This is a genomic window from Kitasatospora sp. NPDC092948 (genome assembly GCF_044754805.1).
In the GTDB taxonomy this organism is placed as follows: Bacteria; Actinomycetota; Actinomycetes; order Streptomycetales; family Streptomycetaceae; genus Kitasatospora.
Genome location: NZ_JBIVPU010000002.1, coordinates 960,668 through 978,623, shown reverse-complemented (window position 1 = coordinate 978,623; position 17,956 = coordinate 960,668). Strand labels below are relative to the sequence as shown.

Below are 17,956 nucleotides of genomic sequence, written 5' to 3'. Positions count from 1 at the left end.
GTTTTAAGGGGAACACCACACCGTGCGCACGTCTCGCCTGCTGGCCGCCTCGGCCTTCCTCACCGCCTCCTTCCTGGCGCCGCTCGCGCTGGGCGCCACCACCGCCACCGCCTCGGTCAAGCCGTGCGACGCCGGCGAGTACGTCACCAAGGTGACCGCCTCCTGGCCCGGTTACGACCAGGGCGCCCAGCCCATCGTCCTGGGTGCTCCGGCGCTGGAGAGCGCCATCTCGTTCACCAACCCCGACAAGCTGGACGTGCCGCGGTACGCCGTCCGGTTCACCGTGAAGTCGGACGCGGGCGACGCCGTCAGCCCGTTCGACGTCCAGTACGAACTGCCGGGCAGCAACGCCTGGAAGCCCGTCGACCGCAGCGCCTGGACTCCCGCGGCCGACGGCCACTCCCTGCAGTTCGACGTTCCGACGTTCGCGCTCCCGAAGAACAGCACCGCCAAGCTCGGCCTGCGGATCGCCGCGCCGGGCGGCGGCAGCGGCGCGGGCCCGGGCGACTACCGGTTCGGGTGGTCCGGGGACTCCGGCTTCGTCGACAACGACTCGCAGACCTGGATCGAGGGCACGCCGAGCCCCTGGGTGAGCGCGAGCCCGGAGAACCCGGCCGGCACCTGCACCGTGTACCGCGGTGAAGGCGCCGGGCACGTCTCGGTGATCACGCCGCCGTCCCCGAGCCCGACGCCCACCCCGACCCCGACCCCGACGCCCAGCCGGACCACCGCGCAGGCCGCCCCGAAGCCGGAGTTGGCCGAGACCGGCGGCGGCACCAGCGCCCTGCCGCTGGCGCTGGGCGGCGGCGCGGCCCTGGTGGTCGGCGTCGGCATCCTGGTCGTGCTGCGCCGGCGGGGCGGCAGCCACCGCTGATCGACCGTCACGGCCCGTCCGGGAGAGCGCTCCCGGGCGGGCCGTCGCTGTTCACACCACCGCCCCCGAGGTGGAGAATCCTCATGTGATCGGACTGATGGGGCGGGTAACGGGGCGGATCGGCGCGGGCCTGGTCGGCGAGGTGATGGTGCACATCCCGGAGCGGCTGGGCACCGAGGCGTTCCTGGCGTACCGGGCCACCCCGGGCGAGGCGTTGGAACCGGGCGCGATGGTGGTCGTGGTCGAATATCAGCCACCGCGCACGGTGTACGTCGAACCGCTCTGATCGCCTGTCGGAGCGGTTCCGCTCACCCCGAGCGACCGTTTCGAGACAGTGCGAGTTCCCCCCGGCCGAACCCTTCCCTCGTGATCCGGAACGGCGGAGAATGCGGCTGCCACCGGATTTCCGCGCCAGATCTGCACAACCCAAGCGCAGCACGGGACCGGTGTGCTCTGAAGGGGGAGATTGCCGATGCTGATCGGCATCGCAGGAAGCGCCGTCGGAGGCGTCGTCTTTCTGATCGTTCTGTTCAAGCTGATGTGGCGGGTCGCCGAGCCGAACGAGGCGCTGGTGATCTCGGGTTCCAAGCACGGCGAGGGCCTCGGCTTCCGCGTGGTGACCGGGCGGGGGACCTTCGTGGTGCCCGGTGTCCAGGCGGTCCGCCGGCTGTCGCTGGACCTGAACGAGGCCGCGCTGGACGTGGAGTGTGTGACGTCGCAGGGAATTCCCGTGCACGTCAAGGGGGTTGTGATCTTCAAGGTGGGCGACGACCCGGCGTCCATCGCCAACGCCGCCCGCCGTTTCCTGGACCAGCAGAAGATGATGGGCCAGCGGGTGCACAACGTGTTCGCCGGCCACCTGCGGTCCATCGTCGGCGGGCTGACGGTCGAGGACATGATCCGCGACCGCGAGCGGCTCACCGGTGAGACCCGCTCCGCCTCGGGCATCGAGATGGAGAAGCTCGGTCTGATCATCGACTCGCTGCAGATCCAGGAGATCCTGGACCCGACCGGCTACATCACCAACCTGGCCGCGCCGCACGCCGCGGCCGTCCAGCGCGACGCCCGCATCGCCGCCGCCGAGGCGGACCGCCGGGCCACCGAGGCCGAGCAGGAGGCGTTCGCCCGCAAGGCCGAGGCCACCCGCAACTCCGGTATCCAGCAAGCCGGTTACCAGGCCGAGATGGACACCGCCGCGGCCCGGGCGCTGCAGGCCGGCCCGCTCGCGCAGGCCGCCGCCCGGCAGGAGGTCGTGGTCCAGGAGACCAAGGTCGCCGAGCTGGAGGCGCACCGCAAGGAGCAGCAGCTCCAGGCGGACGTCCGCAAGCCCGCCGACGCCCGCGCGTACGAGACCCGCACCAAGGCCGAGGCCGACCGCGACGCCCGGATCTCCGCCGCCGAGGCGCTGTCCCGGGAGACCGAGCTGAAGACCGCCGCCGAGGCGAACCGGGTCAAGGTCGCCGCCGCCGCGGAGGCCGAGGCCACCAGGGCCCGCGGTCTGGCCGCGGCCGAGGCCACCCGGGCCACCGGTGAGGCGCAGGCCGCCGCCGAGGCCGCCAAGGGTCTCGCGGAGGCCGAGGCCGCCAAGGCGAAGGGTCTCGCCGAGGCGGAGGCCACCCGGGCGCAGGGCCTGGCCGAGGCCGAGGGCATCAAGGCCCGCGCCGCGGCGCTGGCCGAGAACCAGGAGGCGGTGGTCGCCCAGCAGCTCGCCGAGAACTGGCCGGCCATCGTCCGGGCCGGCGCGGACGCGTTCGGCAACGTCGAGCACATGGTGCTGCTGAACGGCGCCGAGGGCATGTCCGAGATGTTCGCCAAGGCGCTCACCATGGGCGGCACCGGCCTCGGCCTGGCCCGCCAGCTGCTGACCGCGATGTCCCCGGCCGCCGAGAACGCGGAGCCCGTCAAGGCCGCCGCCACCCCGGCGCAGGTCATCCCGATCCAGGCCGACGCCGAGTAGTTCGCGCTCCGCTCCACGCAGTTCGCTCCGCCCGGGCGAGGGAATCCCCCTCCCCGGGCGGACCCATGTCCGCCCTCCGCACACCCCGGCCCCGGGTGAGTACCCGTACTCACGCCCCCGCGCCGGGACCGCGCCAGCATCGAGCCATGAAGCTCCTGCCTCGCATCGGGATCACCGCGACCGGCTCCTATTTGCCCCGACAGATCGTCACCTCCCGCCGGCTGCAGGACGAGGTGGCCGCCGGCGCCCGACTCCCGCTGCCCGACGGCATGTTCGAGAAGGCGACCGGCATCCGCACCCGGCGCTTCGCCCAGGACGACGAGCACCCGTCCACGCTGGCACTCGGCGCGGCCCGCCGGGCGCTCGCCGCCCGCGGGATCGGGCCCGAGGACGTCGACCTGCTGCTGTTCGCGTCCGCGTCCCGGGACGTCTGCGAGCCCGCCACCGCCCACCTGGTGCAGGCCGAACTCGGCTCCCGCGCCCACGCGTTGGACGTCTCCAACGCCTGCAACAGCTTCCTGAACGGCATCGACGCCGCCCGCGCGATGATCCTGGCCGGGCGCGCCCGCCGGGCGCTGGTGGTGACGGGGGAGACGCCGAGCCGGGCGATGCGCCGCGACCCGTCCGGCCTGGCCGAGTTCCGGGACGGCTTCGCCGGCTACACCTTCGGCGACGGCGGGGCGGCCGTGGTGGTGGAGCAGGTGGAGCGCGGCGGCATCCTCGACATCGAGACCCAGACGGCGTCCGAGCACTGGGAGGTCGGCGGCATCCCGGGCGGCGGCTCCCGGCACCCGCGCGGCGACGAGTGGAGCTACTTCCGCGGCGGCGGCAAGGAGTTGCGCGGAGTGTTCGAGCAGATCGGCGCGGACATCCTGACCCGGGTGGCGACCCGCACCGGCTTCGGCTGGGACGCCTACGCCCGGGTGCTGGTGCACCAGGTCACGCTGCCCTACCTGGAGCGGTTCGTCGAGCTGACCGGGGTGCCCGCCGACAAGCTGGTGGTCACCGTGCCCGAGCTCGGCAACCTGGCCTCCGCCACCATCGGCATCCAACTCGACCGAACGGTCGACGAGTTGGACCCGGGCGAGAAGGTCCTGATGGTCGGCCTCGGCGGCGGGGTCAGCCTGATGACGATGGTCTGGGAGAAGTCGTGACGGCGCTCTGGGTGGTCGTCCCCGCCCACCAGGAGGAAGCCAGGATCGGCGACACCCTGCGCGCCCTGGCCGCGCAGCACGACCGGGACTTCACCCTCCTGGTGGTCGACAACGGCTCCACCGACCGCACCGGCGCGCAGGTGCTGGCGTTCGCCGAGCAGGCCCCGTTCCCGGTGCGGCTGCTGGTCGAACCGGAGAAGGGCGTGGGCTGCGCCGTGGACACCGGATTCCGGCACGCCATCGACCACGGCGCCGCCCTGCTGGCCCGCACCGACGCCGACTGCCTGCCCGAACCGGGCTGGACGGCCGCCGCCCGCGCCGGGATGCTCGCCGGCGGCGGCCTGGTCTGCGGCAAGGTCACCGCCCGCCACGACGAACACGGCCCGGCGGGCCGCGCCGCCTTCCGCGTCCTGGTCGCGCTCGGCGCGCTCTTCGGCCGGATCCGCCCCGCGCACCGCCGCCGGCACGGCTACCTGACGCCGTACCGGATGCACGCCGGCAACAACATGGCCATCACCGCCGACCTCTACCTCGCCTCCGGCGGCATGCCCCGACGCCCCTCCCCCACCGACCGCGCCTTCATCAACCGGGTCCGCCGGATCAGCACCGCGATCGTGCACCGCCCCGACATGGTGGTGCAGAACTCCACCCGCCGGATCCGCGCCTACGGCCTGCGCGGCACCGCCCGCTGGTACCTGAACCGCGGCGCGGGCCACCGCCCGGTCGACGTCCGCTGACACCACAGCCCCGAGGAGCTCCCGTGCTCGACCAGCTCGATCGCACCCTGCGCGACGCCGGCTCCCGCCCGGCCCTGCTCGGCACCACCCGCGGCGGCGCCCCGCGCGTCCTCGCCCGCTGCGCCGAACTGACCGACCTGGCCGACCGGTCGGCCGCCGCCCTGCACCACCGGCACGGCCTGCGGCCGGGCGACACCGTCGCAGTCGCGGTCCGGCCGGGGCCGCGGGCGCTGGCCGTGCTGCTCGCCGCGCACCGGCTCGGGCTGCGCGTCGCCGTCCTCGACCCGGGCGCCGGACCGGACGTGCTGCGGGCCCGGCTCGCACTCGCCCCGCCGGCGCTCGTCCTGGCCGACGCCGCCGCGCAGGCCGTCGCCGGCTGGGCCCGGCCACTGGCCCGCCGGGCCCGACTGGAACTGCCGCCGCTGCACACCCTCGCCCCGGTGGCCACCGTCGGCCCCCGCCACCCGGGCTGCGCCCGCGCCCTCGGCGACCACCCGGGGCCGCCCCCGGCGCCGTACGAGGGGGACGGCGACGCCGTCGTCGTCTTCACCTCCGGCACCACCTCCGCCCCGCGCGCCGTGGTCCACACCCGGGCCTCGCTCGACGCCGGAATGCGCGCCGTGGACGCCCTGGTCCGCCCCCGCCCCGGCCGCACCGTGCTCGGCGACACCACCTTCGTACTGATCCCCGCCCTCGCCGCGGGCGCCGTCGTCGCCCTGCCGTCCCGCCGCACCGCGACCCTGCAACGCCAGATCGACCGACTCGCCCCCGACGAGACCTACCTGACGCCCCCTCGGCTCCGGCCGCTCACCCGCCTGACCGGCCGGGTCTGGACCGGCTCCGCCCCCGCCGACGCCGCCCTGCTGCGCCGCGCCAAGAACGCGGGCGCCACCGAGGCGTGGGGCGTGTACGCGCTCACCGAACTCTTCCCCGCCGCGGCCGTCGAGGAGCGCGACAAGAGCGCCCACCGCGGACCGGGCGACCTGCTCGGCCACCCCCTGCCGGACGTCCGCACCCGGCTGACCGACGACGGCGAACTGCTGCTCGCCGCCCCCGCCGCCCGCGACCGCTACCTCGGCGAACGGCCCGACCCGTGGGTCCGCACCGGCGACCGCGCCCACCTCGACCCGGACGGACGGATCGTGCTGGCCGGACGGCTCAAGGACATGGTGCTGCGCCGCGCCGAGAACATCTACCCCGGCCTGTACGAGCCCTCCCTGCACCTCCCGGACGTCGAACTCGCCGTCCTGGTCGGCATCCCCGCCCCCGGCGGCGACGAACGCCTGGTCGCGCTGGTCCAGCCCCGCCCCGGGGTCGACCCGCACCGCCTGCGCACCGCCCTGCGCGAGCCCCTGGCCCGGATGGGATCCGCCCGCCCCGACGCCCTGCTGTTCGGCCCCGTCCCGCTGTCCGGCCGCTCCCGCAAACCCGACCGGACGGCCGCCGCCCGCCAGTGCGCCGCCCGGCTGGCCAACGGCTCGACGCGGCAAGCCTGTTGACGCGACCGCACCCGCCCGGACGACCGGCCGCCCCGGAATCGCGAACCGAGGCGGACGCCGGCGCCGCCGACCGCACCGATCGTCCGCCTCCTCGCCCCACAACACACCGACTCACCGACTCACCAGCCTGGAGCACCGATTGACCGCCCGCAGCGCCGACCGCACGGTCTACCTGCGCAGCCACCCCGTGCTGTTCGCCCTGCTCGCGGCCACCCGCCGACGCCCCGTGCTGCGGCTGGGCCGGACGGTGCTGGTCCACCACCCGGAGGCGTACCGGGAGATCCTCACCCGGGTGCCGCTGGACCGGACCGCCGAGCACACCACCGGCGGCACCGCGGCCCGACTCACCGGCGGCGGCCTGCTGTTCGACCAGACCGGCGCCGAACACCGCGACTCCCGCCGGGAGTTGGCCGTCCGGCTCGGATCCGACGGAGTGGCCGCGCTGCGCCCCCACTGGCAACAGGTTCTCGACCGGCTGGAGTCCGACCTGGCCGCCGGCCCGGTCGACCTGGTCCCGGCCGTCCGCCGCCTCGCCGGGGCCACCGCCGCCGCCCTCACCGGCAGCACCGCCGACCCGGTCGCCCTGGCCCTCGCCGCCGAACGCGCCGCCGCCACCACCGCCCGCACCCACCTGCCCGCGCTGCTGCCCCGGCCGGGGGCCGAACGCCGGGCCCGCCGGGCCGCCGCGCAGCTGACCGCCCTGCTGCCCGACCCCCGGGACGCGATGCTCGCGGTCGCCGCCGTCAACACCACCCTCGCCGCACTGCCCCGCGCCGCCGCGTGGTGCGCCCGTGCCGGGCTGTGGGAGCAGGCCCGCACCGACGCCCCGGCACTGGCAGCCGAACTGCTCCGGCTGACCGCCGCGTCCCCGGTGCTGCCCCGGGCGGCCGCCGCCGACGCCACCGTCCTCGGCCACCGCCTCCGCCGGGGCGACCGCCTGCTGCTGGTCGCCCGGCACGCCGCCGAGGCCCACCGCGACACCCCCACCGGCGACCCCGCCCTCGCCGCGCAGGCCCCGTTCGGCCTCGGCCGCCACGCCTGCCCGGGCGCCGCCCTGGCCCGCGCCCAACTCGCCGACCTGCTCACCACCTTGGCCCCGCACCACCCCCACGTCCGACACACCGCCGCACACCCCCGCAGCGCCCTCCCCTCCTACCGCCGCTGCCTGCTCAGCCACCGCCCTGAACCCCAGTGACCCGGTCGGCCCGGCGACCCGCCACACCAGCCTGAACAGGACGGCCAGAAGAACAACACCCCACCTCCGCCGCCCCGCAGCCCTCACGCCCTCCCACCACCTCGGAGCCGCCCCGTGCCCCCGCTGACTCTCGCCCTCACCGGTGCCACCGGCTTCTGCGGCAGCCACCTGGCCGCCCTCGCCACCGCCCGGGGCCACCGTGTGCTGGCGCTCGGCCGCCGCCCGGCCCGCCACGGCGCCCACCTGCCGTGGGACGCCACCGCCGCCGGCGTCCCGGACCTGTCCGAGGTCGACGCGGTGGTCCACTGCGCGGCCGCCGTCGGCGACCACCCGCCGGGCTCCCCGCAGGAGCGGGTCCAGCACGCCGTCAACGTGACGGCGACGGCCCGGCTGCTCGCGGCGGCCGGCGGCCGCCCGTTCGTGTTCGTCAGCAGCGCCAGCGTCTACGACCCGCGCCCGGACCGGTCCTCGGTGACCGAGCGGCACCCGACCGGCGGCGGCCACCTGAACGCGTACGGGCGGACCAAGGCCGAGGCGGACCGGCTCGCGCTCGCGGCGGGCGCCGTGGTGCTGCGCCCGCGCGCGGTGTACGGGCCGGGCGATCCGCACCTGGCGCCCAGGCCGCTGGCCTCGGTGCGCGGCGGGACGCTCGCGCTGCCCGGCCCGGACGTGCCGCTCAGCCTGACGGCGGTGGAGAACCTGGCCGCGGCCTGCCTGGCGGCGCTCGACTGGCCGCCCGGCGCGTACAACATCGCCGACCGCAGCCCGTACCGGCGGGACGACGCCCTGCGCCGGGTGCTGGCCGCCCACGGCGTGCGCGCCCGGCTGCTCCATGTCCCCTACCGGCTGGCCGCGTTGGCGATCGGCCGACGGGACGGCGTGACCAGGTACGCACTGGACCAGCTGGCCCGTCCGGTGGTGCTGGACACCACGAGGTCCCGGCTCCAGGGCTTCACCCCGGACCGGGACCTCGGTCACCACCTCACCCACCTGGCCGGGCAGCTGCCCGGCGGGGGCTAGTTCTTGGCCGCCTTCTTGATCAGGATCACCACGGCCGCGGCGATACCGACCAGCACCAGGATGTTGACCGCGAAGCCGATCGCGCCCAGCACTGCGCCGACGATGGACCAGAACACCTTCCAGGCGATCACCAGCAGGATGATCGGAACGACGATGTTGCGCACCCACGAGGGCAGCGACTTCCAGAACTCGGCCATGTCCGTACCTTCTCCCCTCGGGCTCGGTGCCGGTGGTTCCGGCTGCGTTCCCGCTCCCTCGATCTCGACACTTCGATCGTAGGTCGCCCGGACGGGCTAATCGAGGTTTCGCAGCCCGGAGAGAACCCGGAGATCCACCCCTGAGCCCGCCCGGGAGAACCCTCAGGGCCGGGTCACACCGGCCAGCTCTCGCCCTGCCAGGCCGCGTCCCAGAACATCCACTCGTACCGCGAGGTGGTGGTGAAGTGCTCGACCACACGCCGACGTTCGGCCGCCGACAGCTCCTCGCCGATCCGGTCGGTGAGGTCCAGGACGCGGCGCACCACGGCCTGGAACTCCTCCCCGCCGTAGGCGGCGATCCACTTGGCGTAGAGCGGCTCGGGGGAGGAGCGGCGCAGCAGTTCCTCGCCGACCCGGGCGTAGATCCAGTAGCAGGGCAGCACCGCGCCGAGCGCCTCCGCGAACGAGCCGCCGTAGACGGTGGCCAGCAGGTAGCTGGTGTAGGCGCGAGTGGTGGGCAGCACGGGTTCGGCGGCGGCCGCGGCGCCGTCCTCGCCGAAGGCGTGCAGGAAGTCGGCGTGCATCTCCTGCTCGGCGGCGATGGCGCCGACCGCGTCGTTGGAGAAGGCCAGCACCTCGTCCTCGCCGGGGGCCTTGGCAGCGCACACCGCGAGCGCCCGGGCGTAGTCGCGCAGGTAGTGCGAGTCCTGGACGACGAAGTGGCGGAACGCGGCGCGCGGCAGGGTGCCGTCGGTCAGCCCGGCCAGGAACGGGTGGTCGAGGATCCGGCCGTAGATCGGCTCGATGGCCGCCCACAGTTCGTCGGTGAGTTTCACAGGCTGCTCCCGTGCTGTCGATGGGTGTGCGGTCGGCGCGGCACGGTCAGTCCTCCGGCGGGGAGAACACCACCAGTACCCGCAGTTCCTCGGTGATGTGGTGGAAGCGGTGCTCCGTCCCGGCGGGGACGAACACCACGCTGCCCCGGGCGACGGTGGCGGTCTCCCGGCCGACGGTCAGCTCGGCCCGGCCGCTGACCACCAGGTAGATCTCGTCCTGGGCGTGCGGGGTCTGCGGGTCGGTGTCGCCGGGGGAGAGCGCGTACAGGCCGGCGGACATCGTCGGCTGCTTCAGGAAGCGCAGGTACGCGCCGTCGCCGGCGGCGCGTTCGGCGTCGAGTTCGTCCAGCCGGAACAGCTTCATCGGGGCACGGCTCCTTTTCCCGGTCCGAGCCCCAATTCAACAGCACTCCACAACACCGCCGTTCGGGGGAGCTTCCGCACAGCCGGGCGGCCTGTCACCATCCGCAGCATGAAGAATTTCGTGATCAAAACGCTCATCAACGCGGTGGCGATCTGGATCGCCGCCTGGATCGTCAACGGGATCACGCTGGCGGGGGGCGACTGGCAGCACAAGGTGATCACCGTGCTCGCGGTGGCGCTCGTCTTCGGCGTGGTCAACTTCGCCATCAAGCCGCTGGTGAAGCTGTTCTCGCTGCCGCTGTTCATCCTCACGCTGGGCCTGGTCACCTTCGTGATCAACGCCCTGATGCTCTGGCTGACCTCCTGGGCCTCGGACCGGCTCCACCTGGACTTCCACGTGGAGGGCTTCTGGCCCGCGCTGCTCGGCTCGCTGATCATCAGCGTGGTCGCATGGGGCCTGCACCTGGCCTTCGGCGACGACGACTGATCGCCCCGCGGCCCCGGGCCGCTACGGCTTCTGCGGCAGACGTCTCGCCCACCGGGCCCGCCCGTTGAGCCCGGCCTCCACGCCCGACCTCCGCGGCCGACCGGCCACCGGACAGCTCCCCGCAGCTGTCTGACGGCCGGTCGCCTCGCGACGGCCGCGGAGTTCAGCCCGCGTTCTCGTGCCCGGTGGTGGACAGGATGTCGGCCAGCTCCTGGTCGAGGTCGCCGGCGGCGGCCTCCTGGCCCATCGGCACCACCAGGTCGGTGCGGGCGAGGAAGGCCAGCAGCGGCGCGGCGGCGGCCCGCATCCGGGCGTCGCCGTCGGGGGAGCGCAGCAGCAGGTCGACCTCGCCGAGGTCCTCGCCGAGGGGCCGGAGGTGGACGTCGCCCTCGCCGCTGGGCCGGCTGAGCCCGTCGACCAGCAGGTCGCGCGCGAAGACCCAGGTGACCGGTTCGTCTCCCGGCAGACGGAACGTGAAACGGACGGCGAACGGGTCGTCGCCGTCGTAGTCCAGGTCGACCACGATGCGGAAGGAGAGCTCGCTCGACACCACCAGGTGCATTGCCATCTGGGCTCGGACCGTGCTGTGCATGCGCCAGTACCTCTCGTTCTGCCCGCCCGTGTACGCCGAGGGTCGAGCGGTGGGGTCGGGCATCTATCGGTTCGCTGTCGGTTCTTTGTCCCCTGATTCCCCGTTCGAACCTCATCGTCCAGGTTTGACGGCGATGTGGACAAGGTGTGCTTTTTCAAATGGTGAACGACCGCACCGGCGGTTCAGCGGACGAACGCCGGGAACATCGCGCCCACCAGGGAGCGCAGCCGGGCCGCGGCCGGGCCGAGCCGGGCGCCCTGTTCGACGGGCAGTGATATCGCCACCGTGGCGACCACCGAGCCGACGGTGATCGGCACCGCGGCGCAGACCGTGCCGAGCGCGTACTCCTGCCGCTCCAGCACCGGCATGGTGGGCCGGACGGCGTCGAGCCGGCGCAGCACCGTCCGCAGGTCGCCGTTGGTGGACGGGGTGAGGGCGGTTGGCCGGTGCCGGGAGAGGTGGTCGAGCCGCTCCTCGGAGCCGAGTTGGGACAGCAGACAGAGTCCGACGGCGTGCGCGTGCGCGGTGCTGCGGAAGTCCGCCCACTCCTCGACCGACGGCTGCGCGGGGCCGGCGACCACGTCCAGCATCCGCACCTCGCCGTCCTGGTAGACCGCGTGGTAGACGGCGGCGCCGAGTTCGTCGCGCAGCTGCGCCATCCGTCCGAGCAGATCGGCGCGGACGGACTGGCGGGTCCCGGCGCGGCGGATGCCGTCCACCGCGGCGCCGAAGTAGAACCGGCCGTCGTCGCGCCGCAGGTAGCCCTCGTGGGTGAGGGTGCGCAGCAGGTGGTAGGTGGTGCCGAGGGGGAGTCCGGCGGAGCGGGCCAGCTGTTTGGCGGTGGCCCCGTGCGTGTGGGAGCCGACCGCTTCGAGCAGGCGCAGGGCTCGTTGCACGGAGCCGATCAGGGTGGGCGCACGTATGCCTTCGGTGGGCGGCGCGGTGGGCTCCTCGGTCCGGTGCATGGTCATCCCCATCCCCCGGGCGCTGAGGGGCATCCGGAGACATCCGCTCCGAATCCGCCCGGCAGTCGGTCATTGCAGCACAGGGCGGAGATCCCCGCAATCATTACGGGGACAACACTCGGCGATTCGCCTTCGACTCGAAGGTGCGGAAGGCGTAACGCCGCGACCTCGCAGGCATGCCCCGCGCCCCGATGGGCAAATGCAAGATCCACAGCCGGTGTCTCCATCGCCGCCCGCGAAAACACCCGGGCATGCCGCCGCACCCGAACGGCGGAACGGATTCCTCCGATTCGGCCCGCCGGGCGAGTTTCGCGGCCACCGGCGCGCGGGAGACTCCCGCACAACGCTCGCGTCCCGGAGGTAACAGCCATGTCGGGTCCGGTCCGCCCTGTCGTCAAGCGCACCGCCCGCGCGATCCTGCTGGAGTTCGATCCGGACGCCCCGCACTCCCCCGCCTCGCTGGTGCTGATCCGCCGGGTCCGCCCGGGCTCCCCGCACCCGTACTGGATCACCCCCGGCGGCGGCGTCGAGTCCACCGACCCGACGGTGGTCGCCGCCCTGCACCGCGAGGTGGACGAGGAGCTCGGCGGGAAGATCACCGACGTGGTGCCGGCCTTCGTCGACACCGTCGCGCACTCCCACCACGAGGACGGCACGCCCGCCCACCCGCACGGCGTCAAGGTGCAGCACTTCTTCGTCTGCCGGCTCACCGACGCCGACCCCGCCCGCCGCCACGGCCCCGAGGTGGAGCACCCCAACGGCGAGTACGCGATCGTCCGGGTGCCGTTCACCCGCGAAGGCGTCACCTCGGTCAACGTGGTCCCTCCCAGCCTCCGCGCCTACCTCGCCGCCAACATCGAGGGCATCCGCGCCCTGCTCGCCGACGACCTCGGCCGCTGACCCGGGCGGGTCTCAGGCCACCGCCTCCCCCACCGGGTCGTGCCGGACGGCCCCGTTCGGCACCCCGCAGCGCCGCAGCGCCGCCGCCCCCGCGCGCACCATCGCCGCCGGGCCGCTCAGGTACGCCGTGTACCCGTGCCACGGGGCGTACCGGGCCGCCACCTCCGGCAGCTCCCCGGACAGCACCCCGTCCGAGCCGCCGCCCTCCTCCGACAGCACCGGTCGGACCGTCAACCAGCGGTGCTGCTCGGCGAGTTGCCGCAGCTCGGCGAGCCGGTACAGGTCGGCGGCCCGGCGCGCCCCGTAGAACACCTCCACCCGGCGGCCCGCCGGACCGTGCGCGGCGACCTCCTCCACCAGCGCGGCGATCGGCCCGATGCCGGTGCCGCCGCCCAGGCAGAGCAGGTTCTCGCCCGCCGCGTGGTCCACCGTCATGCCGCCTTCCGCCGGGCCCAGCCGCAGCACGTCGCCCGGCCGCGCCCGGTGCACCAGCGCGTTGCTCACCCAGCCCGCCGGCACCGCCTTCACGTGCAGCGTCAGCAGCCCGTCCGCCCGCGGCGCCGACCCGAACGAGTAGGGCCGCCACACCCGCGGCCACCACGGCGTCTCCACCGCCGCGTACTGCCCGGCGCGGAACGGGTACGCCTGGTCCGGACGGAGCGTCAGCACCGCCACGTCCTGCGCCGCCGGCCGGAGCGCCACCACCTCGGCCTGCCACCACGCCGGGGCGGAACGCGCCTGCTCCAGGCCCTCGACCAGCAGCCGCGACACCAGCGCCAGCAGCCGCCGGCAGGCCGCCTCGGCCCGCTCGTCCCACTCCGCGCCGCCGTACCGGGCCAGCGCCTGCACCAGGCACTCCGCGGCCGAGACGTAATGCCCGGGCAGCGCCCCGTACTTGCGGTGCCCGCCGCCCAGCGGGACCAGGAAGGCACGCAGCGCCGCCGGGTCGTCGGCGTGCCGCACGCACTGCTCCAGCGCCCGGAACAGCAGCTCGCGCTGCTCGTCCATGGCGGCCGGGAACATCGCCCGCAGTTCCGGGTGGCGCAGGAACATCAGCGCGTGGAAGTGCGCCATCATCCGGTCCGCGACCGGCCGCACCGCCGCCAGCACGGCCCGGATCGTCGCCACCTCCTCCGGGGTCGGCGGCAGCGCCGGGCCGGCCGGCTCCGGGCCGATCGCCTGCGGCGCGGCCGGCTGCGGCCAGGCCGCGGGCACGCCCCAGGCCCGGGCCCAACGGTCGCCCGGGCCCACCCAGTTGGGCGTCCGGGCCGGCCTGAACAGCGACTCGACCGCCGCGGGCGCGGGCGGTACCGGGGCGGGCGGCGCGGGCACCGCCGGCGGCCGGGTGGGCTTCGCCGGAAAGGCCGGCACGGGGGTGAGCGGCCTGCTGTCGAGTGCGAGCTGACGAGTAGCCAAGGGAATCGTTCCGCTTCCGGTCGAACCGATCTGCTGACGCCGTCAGCACAGTGCCACCGACGGCACAGCAGATCGGCCGAATCCGGCAAATTCCGGACATCCGGCCCCTCCACCCGCTACCCTTCCCCCGCCCGGGGCCCGTCCGGTACGAACGAGCGGCCCCCGGGACGGGCTCAGAGCCCGCGCAGCAGCGTCCCCGGGCGCTCCACGCAGTCCGCGACGAACCGCAGGAACCCGCCCGCGGTGCCCCCGTCGCAGACCCGGTGGTCGAAGGTGAACGACAGCTGGGTGACCTGACGGACCGCCAGCTGCCCCTCGTGCACCCACGGCTTCGGGGCGATCCGGCCCACCCCGAGCATCGCCGCCTCCGGGTGGTTGAGGATCGGCGTGGAGCCGTCCACCCCGAACACGCCGTAGTTGTTCAGCGTGAACGTCCCGCCGGTCAGCTCGGCCGGGCCCAGCGACCCGGCCCGGGCCGCCTCGGTCAGCCGGGCCAGCTCCACCGACAGCCGCTCGGTGCCCAGCAGTTGGGCTTCCCGCACCACCGGGACCAGCAACCCGCGCTGCCCCTGCGCCGCGAAGCCCAGGTGGACGGCGCGGTGCCGGCGGACGGCGTCGCCCTCGACACTGGAGTTGAGCTCGGGGAAGCGCTCCAGACCGGCCAGGCAGATCCGCGCCAGCAGCGCCAGCACGCTCACCTTCGGGCCCGGCAGCTGGTTCAACTGCGCGCGCAGCGCCATCAGTTCGGTGGCGTCCGCATCCACCCAGCAGGTCGCCGCCGGGATCTCCCGGTGGCTGCGGGTCAGCTTCTCCGCGACGGTGCGGCGCAGCCCGCGCAGCGGGACCAGCTCGTCGTCCGTTCCACGTGGAACCTCCGCCTCGGCGGGCGCCGCCCGTTCGATCGCCCGCTCGACGTCCCGCCGGGTGATCAGCCCGTCCGGGCCGCTGCCGGGCACCCCGGCCAGGTCGAGGCCGTGCTCGCGGGCGATCCGGCGCACCAGCGGCGAGATCACGGCGAGCACCGTCGGCGTCTTCACCTCGGGGGAGGCCGTCACCGGAACCGGCGCCGCCACCGGGGCGGGCGCCGCCACCGCGACGGGCGCGACCGGCAGTGCGGGGGCGCTGCCGCCCGGCGCGACCCGGCGGCGGCCGGCCCGGCGGGTCTCGGCCACCCCGTAGCCCACCAGCGGGCGCTCCACCTCGGGCGCGGGCCCGTCCTCGGACACGTGCCCGGGGGCGACGGCCACGGTGACCAGCGGCGCACCGACCGGCACCTCCTGCCCGACCTCGCCGAACCGGGCGGTGACCACCCCGCCGTACGGGCAGGGCACCTCGACCACCGCCTTGGCGGTCTCCACCTCCACCACCGGCTGGTCGACGGCGATCACCTCGCCGACCTCGACCATCCAGCGCACCACCTCGGCCCCGGTGAGTCCCTCACCGAGGTCGGGCAGCGTGAACTCGCGGACCACCGGCATCGCCATCACTCCTCCCATTGGAGCCGGGCGACGGCGTCCAGGATCCGGTCCACCCCGGGCAGGTGGTGGTGCTCCAGCATCGGCGGCGGGTACGGGATGTCGAACCCGGTGACCCGCAGCACCGGCGCGGCCAGGTGGTGGAAGCACTTCTCGGTCAGCCGGGCGGCGATCTCCGCCCCGGCCCCGCCGAAGCCGCTCGCCTCGTGCACCACCACGGCGCGGCCGAGCGAGCGGACCACCTCGCAGGCGGTGGCCTCGTCGAACGGCACCAGCGAGCGCAGGTCGAGCACCGCCAGGTCCCAGCCCTCGGCCTTCGCCGCCTCGGCCGCCTCCAGGCAGACCGGCAGCGACGGGCCGTAGGTGACCAGCACCGCCGACGTCCCCGGCCGGCGCAGCACGGCCTTCCCGATCGGCTCCACGCCCGCCGCCGGGTCCCACTCGGCCTTGCCCCAGTACAGGCGCTTGGGCTCCAGGAACACCACCGGGTCGTCGGAGGCGATCGCCTCCCGCAGCAGCCCGTACGCGTCGGCGACGGTGGCGGGGGCGACCACGTGCAGGCCGGGGGTGTGCGCGTAGTACGCCTCGGAGGCGTCGCTGTGGTGCTCGACGCCGCCGATGCCGCCGCCGTACGGGATCCGGACGGTGATCGGCAGCGGGAGCTTCCCGGCGGTGCGGTTGCGCATCTTGGCGACGTGCGAGACCAGTTGCTCCATCGCCGGGTAGGCGAACGCGTCGAACTGCATCTCCACCACGGGGCGCAGCCCGTACATGGCCATGCCGACGGCGGTGCCGAGGATGCCGGCCTCGGCCAGCGGGGTGTCCAGGCAGCGGTCGGCGCCGAACTCGGCGGTCAGGCCGTCGGTGATCCGGAAGACGCCGCCGAGGGCGCCGACGTCCTCGCCGAGCACGTGCACCGAGCTGTCGGCGCGCATCGCGTCGCGCAGCGCGGTGTTCAGGGCCTGCGCCATGGTGCCGGTGCGCAGGCCGGACTGTTCGCGGGTGGCGGTGGTCATCGGGCGTGCACCTCGGCCTCCGCGGCCAGCTCGGCGGCCAGCTGCGCGGCCTGTTCGCGCAGCTGCTGGGTGGGTTCGGCGTAGACGTGCGCGAACAGCGACATCGGGTCGAGGTCGGGGTCGGAGTGGAACTCGGCGCGCATCCGGGCGGCCATCGCCTCGGCCTCCTCGCCGGCCGCGGCGACCAGCTGCTCGTCCAGCAGGCCGCGGTCGCGCAGCGCATCCTCCAGCAGCCGGATCGGGTCGTGCGCCTGCCAGGCGGTGACCTCCTCGGACTGCCGGTAGCGGGTGGCGTCGTCGGCGTTGGTGTGCGCCTCGACCCGGTAGGTGAGCGCCTCCACCAGGGTGGGGCCGCCGCCGGCGCGGGCCCGTTCGACGGCCTCGGTGAGGACCTGGTGGACGGCTGCGGCGTCGTTGCCGTCGACCAGCCGGCCGGGCATGCCGTAGCCGACGGCCTTGTGGGCCAGGGTCGGTGCGGCGGACTGCCGGGTCAGCGGGACGGAGATGGCGTAGCCGTTGTTCTGCACCAGGAACACCACGGGGGCGTGCAGCACGGCGGCGAAGTTCAGGCCCTCGTGGAAGTCGCCCTCGCTGGTGCCGCCGTCGCCGAGCAGGGCGAGCGCCACGGTGTCGTCGCCGGCCAGCCGGGCGGCGTGGGCGAGGCCGACCGCGTGCGGGACCTGGGTGGCCAGCGGGGTGCACAGCGGGGCGGTGCGGGTGGCGCGCGGGTCGTAGCCGGTGTGCGCGCTGCCGCGCAGCAGGGTCAGCGCCTGCAGCGGGTCGACGCCGCGGGCGACCACGGCGAGGGTGTCGCGGTAGGAGGGGAACAGCCAGTCGTCACTGCGCAGGGCGAGCGCGGCGGCTATTTGGCAGGCCTCCTGGCCGGTGGACGCCGGGTAGACGGCGAGCCGGCCCTGCTTGGTGAGGGTGGTGGCCTGCTGGTTGTAGCGGCGGCCGGCGACCAGCCGGCGGTACAGCTCGCGCAGCAGCTCGGGGTCGGCCTTGTCGGCGGCGGGGGTTCCCAGGACGCGCAGCGGTTCGGTGTCCGGCAGCAGGGGGGCGGGGTCGGTGCGGGGCGCGGTGGCGCCGGGCAGCCAACCGGGCACGACGCCCGGGTCGGCCTGATCTCTGTGGTCCAGAACGGTCATGTGGGGCACCTCCGGGGTGGTGGGGGCTCCCTACCGATTGTTCGGTCGTCTGTTCATCTTGACCATATCCCCGTCAAGACGGTGGACAGTCGGCCGAAAGGGCGGTCTGCTGGGGCCAGCACGTC

Annotated in this window: 19 protein-coding genes; 10 read left to right on the top strand and 9 right to left on the bottom strand. The window is 74.7% G+C overall.

What is annotated here, in order from left to right; all coding sequences use genetic code 11:
• Positions 1-22: 22 nt before the first annotated feature.
• The 8 genes from ACIQF6_RS09325 (at position 23) to ACIQF6_RS09290 (ending at position 8,436) form a co-directional block, all read left to right on the top strand.
• A complete protein-coding gene (locus ACIQF6_RS09325; RefSeq protein ID WP_400892036.1) occupies positions 23-874 on the top strand; it encodes a hypothetical protein in 852 nt (283 codons plus the stop codon).
• 85 nt (positions 875-959) lie between these two features.
• Entirely contained in the window at positions 960-1,160 is a 201-nt protein-coding gene (locus ACIQF6_RS09320) for a hypothetical protein (RefSeq protein WP_400892033.1), read from the top strand.
• Positions 1,161-1,346: 186 nt separating this feature from the next.
• The gene (locus ACIQF6_RS09315; protein WP_400892030.1) at positions 1,347-2,831 is read left to right on the top strand and encodes a flotillin family protein; all 1,485 of its coding nucleotides are present in this window, start codon (positions 1,347-1,349) and stop codon (positions 2,829-2,831) included.
• A gap of 146 nt (positions 2,832-2,977) precedes the next feature.
• Positions 2,978-3,985 carry a 3-oxoacyl-ACP synthase III family protein gene (locus ACIQF6_RS09310; RefSeq protein WP_400892027.1) on the top strand — a complete coding sequence of 336 codons (1,008 nt, stop codon included), beginning with the start codon at positions 2,978-2,980 and terminating at the stop codon, positions 3,983-3,985.
• On the top strand, positions 3,982-4,722 hold the full coding sequence (locus ACIQF6_RS09305; protein WP_400892024.1) for a glycosyltransferase family A protein: 741 nt from the start codon (positions 3,982-3,984) through the stop codon (positions 4,720-4,722). The genes ACIQF6_RS09310 and ACIQF6_RS09305 overlap by 4 nt, the downstream gene beginning before the upstream one ends.
• 23 nt (positions 4,723-4,745) lie before the next feature.
• A complete protein-coding gene (locus ACIQF6_RS09300) occupies positions 4,746-6,221 on the top strand; it encodes a class I adenylate-forming enzyme family protein (protein ID WP_400892022.1) in 1,476 nt (491 codons plus the stop codon).
• A gap of 139 nt (positions 6,222-6,360) precedes the next feature.
• The gene (locus ACIQF6_RS09295; RefSeq protein ID WP_400892020.1) at positions 6,361-7,416 is read left to right on the top strand and encodes a cytochrome P450; all 1,056 of its coding nucleotides are present in this window, start codon (positions 6,361-6,363) and stop codon (positions 7,414-7,416) included.
• Between the two features lie 114 nt (positions 7,417-7,530).
• On the top strand, positions 7,531-8,436 hold the full coding sequence (locus ACIQF6_RS09290; protein WP_400892017.1) for an NAD-dependent epimerase/dehydratase family protein: 906 nt from the start codon (positions 7,531-7,533) through the stop codon (positions 8,434-8,436).
• On the opposite strand, the gene ACIQF6_RS09285 is transcribed toward ACIQF6_RS09290, so the two are convergent.
• The 3 genes from ACIQF6_RS09285 to ACIQF6_RS09275 form a co-directional block, all read right to left on the bottom strand.
• A complete protein-coding gene (locus tag ACIQF6_RS09285) occupies positions 8,433-8,633 on the bottom strand; it encodes a hypothetical protein (protein WP_400892014.1) in 201 nt (66 codons plus the stop codon). The genes ACIQF6_RS09290 and ACIQF6_RS09285 overlap by 4 nt on opposite strands.
• Before the next feature lie 173 nt (positions 8,634-8,806).
• Positions 8,807-9,469, bottom strand: coding sequence for a thiaminase II (tenA, locus tag ACIQF6_RS09280; protein WP_400892011.1), 663 nt, complete (start codon positions 9,467-9,469; stop codon positions 8,807-8,809).
• A gap of 46 nt (positions 9,470-9,515) precedes the next feature.
• The gene (locus tag ACIQF6_RS09275) at positions 9,516-9,833 is read right to left on the bottom strand and encodes a cupin domain-containing protein (RefSeq protein WP_073807032.1); all 318 of its coding nucleotides are present in this window, start codon (positions 9,831-9,833) and stop codon (positions 9,516-9,518) included.
• A 108-nt stretch (positions 9,834-9,941) separates the two neighbouring features.
• Between ACIQF6_RS09275 and ACIQF6_RS09270 the strand changes: the two genes are divergently transcribed.
• Positions 9,942-10,319 carry a phage holin family protein gene (locus ACIQF6_RS09270; protein ID WP_400892008.1) on the top strand — a complete coding sequence of 126 codons (378 nt, stop codon included), beginning with the start codon at positions 9,942-9,944 and terminating at the stop codon, positions 10,317-10,319.
• Positions 10,320-10,482: 163 nt separating this feature from the next.
• Here ACIQF6_RS09270 and ACIQF6_RS09265 read toward each other — a convergent pair whose 3' ends face one another.
• Both ACIQF6_RS09265 and ACIQF6_RS09260 read right to left on the bottom strand, forming a co-directional pair.
• Positions 10,483-10,887, bottom strand: coding sequence for an SsgA family sporulation/cell division regulator (locus ACIQF6_RS09265; protein ID WP_400892005.1), 405 nt, complete (start codon positions 10,885-10,887; stop codon positions 10,483-10,485).
• Between the two features lie 206 nt (positions 10,888-11,093).
• On the bottom strand, positions 11,094-11,882 hold the full coding sequence (locus ACIQF6_RS09260; RefSeq protein WP_400892003.1) for an IclR family transcriptional regulator: 789 nt from the start codon (positions 11,880-11,882) through the stop codon (positions 11,094-11,096).
• 363 nt (positions 11,883-12,245) lie between these two features.
• Between ACIQF6_RS09260 and ACIQF6_RS09255 the strand changes: the two genes are divergently transcribed.
• Positions 12,246-12,776, top strand: a complete 531-nt coding sequence (locus ACIQF6_RS09255; protein ID WP_400892001.1) for an NUDIX domain-containing protein — start codon at positions 12,246-12,248, stop codon at positions 12,774-12,776.
• 12 nt (positions 12,777-12,788) lie between these two features.
• Here ACIQF6_RS09255 and ACIQF6_RS09250 read toward each other — a convergent pair whose 3' ends face one another.
• The 4 genes from ACIQF6_RS09250 to pdhA form a co-directional block, all read right to left on the bottom strand.
• Positions 12,789-14,192 carry a globin domain-containing protein gene (locus ACIQF6_RS09250; RefSeq protein WP_400891998.1) on the bottom strand — a complete coding sequence of 468 codons (1,404 nt, stop codon included), beginning with the start codon at positions 14,190-14,192 and terminating at the stop codon, positions 12,789-12,791.
• Between the two features lie 173 nt (positions 14,193-14,365).
• A complete protein-coding gene (locus ACIQF6_RS09245) occupies positions 14,366-15,670 on the bottom strand; it encodes a dihydrolipoamide acetyltransferase family protein (RefSeq protein WP_400892218.1) in 1,305 nt (434 codons plus the stop codon).
• A gap of 5 nt (positions 15,671-15,675) precedes the next feature.
• On the bottom strand, positions 15,676-16,683 hold the full coding sequence (locus ACIQF6_RS09240; protein ID WP_400891996.1) for an alpha-ketoacid dehydrogenase subunit beta: 1,008 nt from the start codon (positions 16,681-16,683) through the stop codon (positions 15,676-15,678).
• Positions 16,680-17,831, bottom strand: coding sequence for a pyruvate dehydrogenase (acetyl-transferring) E1 component subunit alpha (pdhA, locus tag ACIQF6_RS09235; protein ID WP_400891993.1), 1,152 nt, complete (start codon positions 17,829-17,831; stop codon positions 16,680-16,682). Before pdhA ends, ACIQF6_RS09240 begins: the two co-directional genes overlap by 4 nt.
• Between the last annotated feature and the right edge of the window lie 125 nt (positions 17,832-17,956).

Bases quoted from the DNA above. Each gene is read 5' to 3' on its own strand.
- ACIQF6_RS09315 (WP_400892030.1), top strand. From the start codon at position 1,347: ATGCTGATCGGCATCGCAGGAAGCGCCGTCGGAGGCGTCGTCTTTCTG.
- ACIQF6_RS09310 (WP_400892027.1), top strand. From the start codon at position 2,978: ATGAAGCTCCTGCCTCGCATCGGGATCACCGCGACCGGCTCCTATTTG.
- ACIQF6_RS09285 (WP_400892014.1), bottom strand. From the start codon at position 8,633: ATGGCCGAGTTCTGGAAGTCGCTGCCCTCGTGGGTGCGCAACATCGTC.
- ACIQF6_RS09275 (WP_073807032.1), bottom strand. From the start codon at position 9,833: ATGAAGCTGTTCCGGCTGGACGAACTCGACGCCGAACGCGCCGCCGGC.
- ACIQF6_RS09270 (WP_400892008.1), top strand. From the start codon at position 9,942: ATGAAGAATTTCGTGATCAAAACGCTCATCAACGCGGTGGCGATCTGG.
- ACIQF6_RS09265 (WP_400892005.1), bottom strand. From the start codon at position 10,887: ATGGCAATGCACCTGGTGGTGTCGAGCGAGCTCTCCTTCCGCATCGTG.
- ACIQF6_RS09260 (WP_400892003.1), bottom strand. From the start codon at position 11,882: ATGACCATGCACCGGACCGAGGAGCCCACCGCGCCGCCCACCGAAGGC.
- ACIQF6_RS09255 (WP_400892001.1), top strand. From the start codon at position 12,246: ATGTCGGGTCCGGTCCGCCCTGTCGTCAAGCGCACCGCCCGCGCGATC.
- ACIQF6_RS09245 (WP_400892218.1), bottom strand. From the start codon at position 15,670: ATGCCGGTGGTCCGCGAGTTCACGCTGCCCGACCTCGGTGAGGGACTC.
- ACIQF6_RS09240 (WP_400891996.1), bottom strand. From the start codon at position 16,683: ATGACCACCGCCACCCGCGAACAGTCCGGCCTGCGCACCGGCACCATG.
- pdhA (WP_400891993.1), bottom strand. From the start codon at position 17,831: ATGACCGTTCTGGACCACAGAGATCAGGCCGACCCGGGCGTCGTGCCC.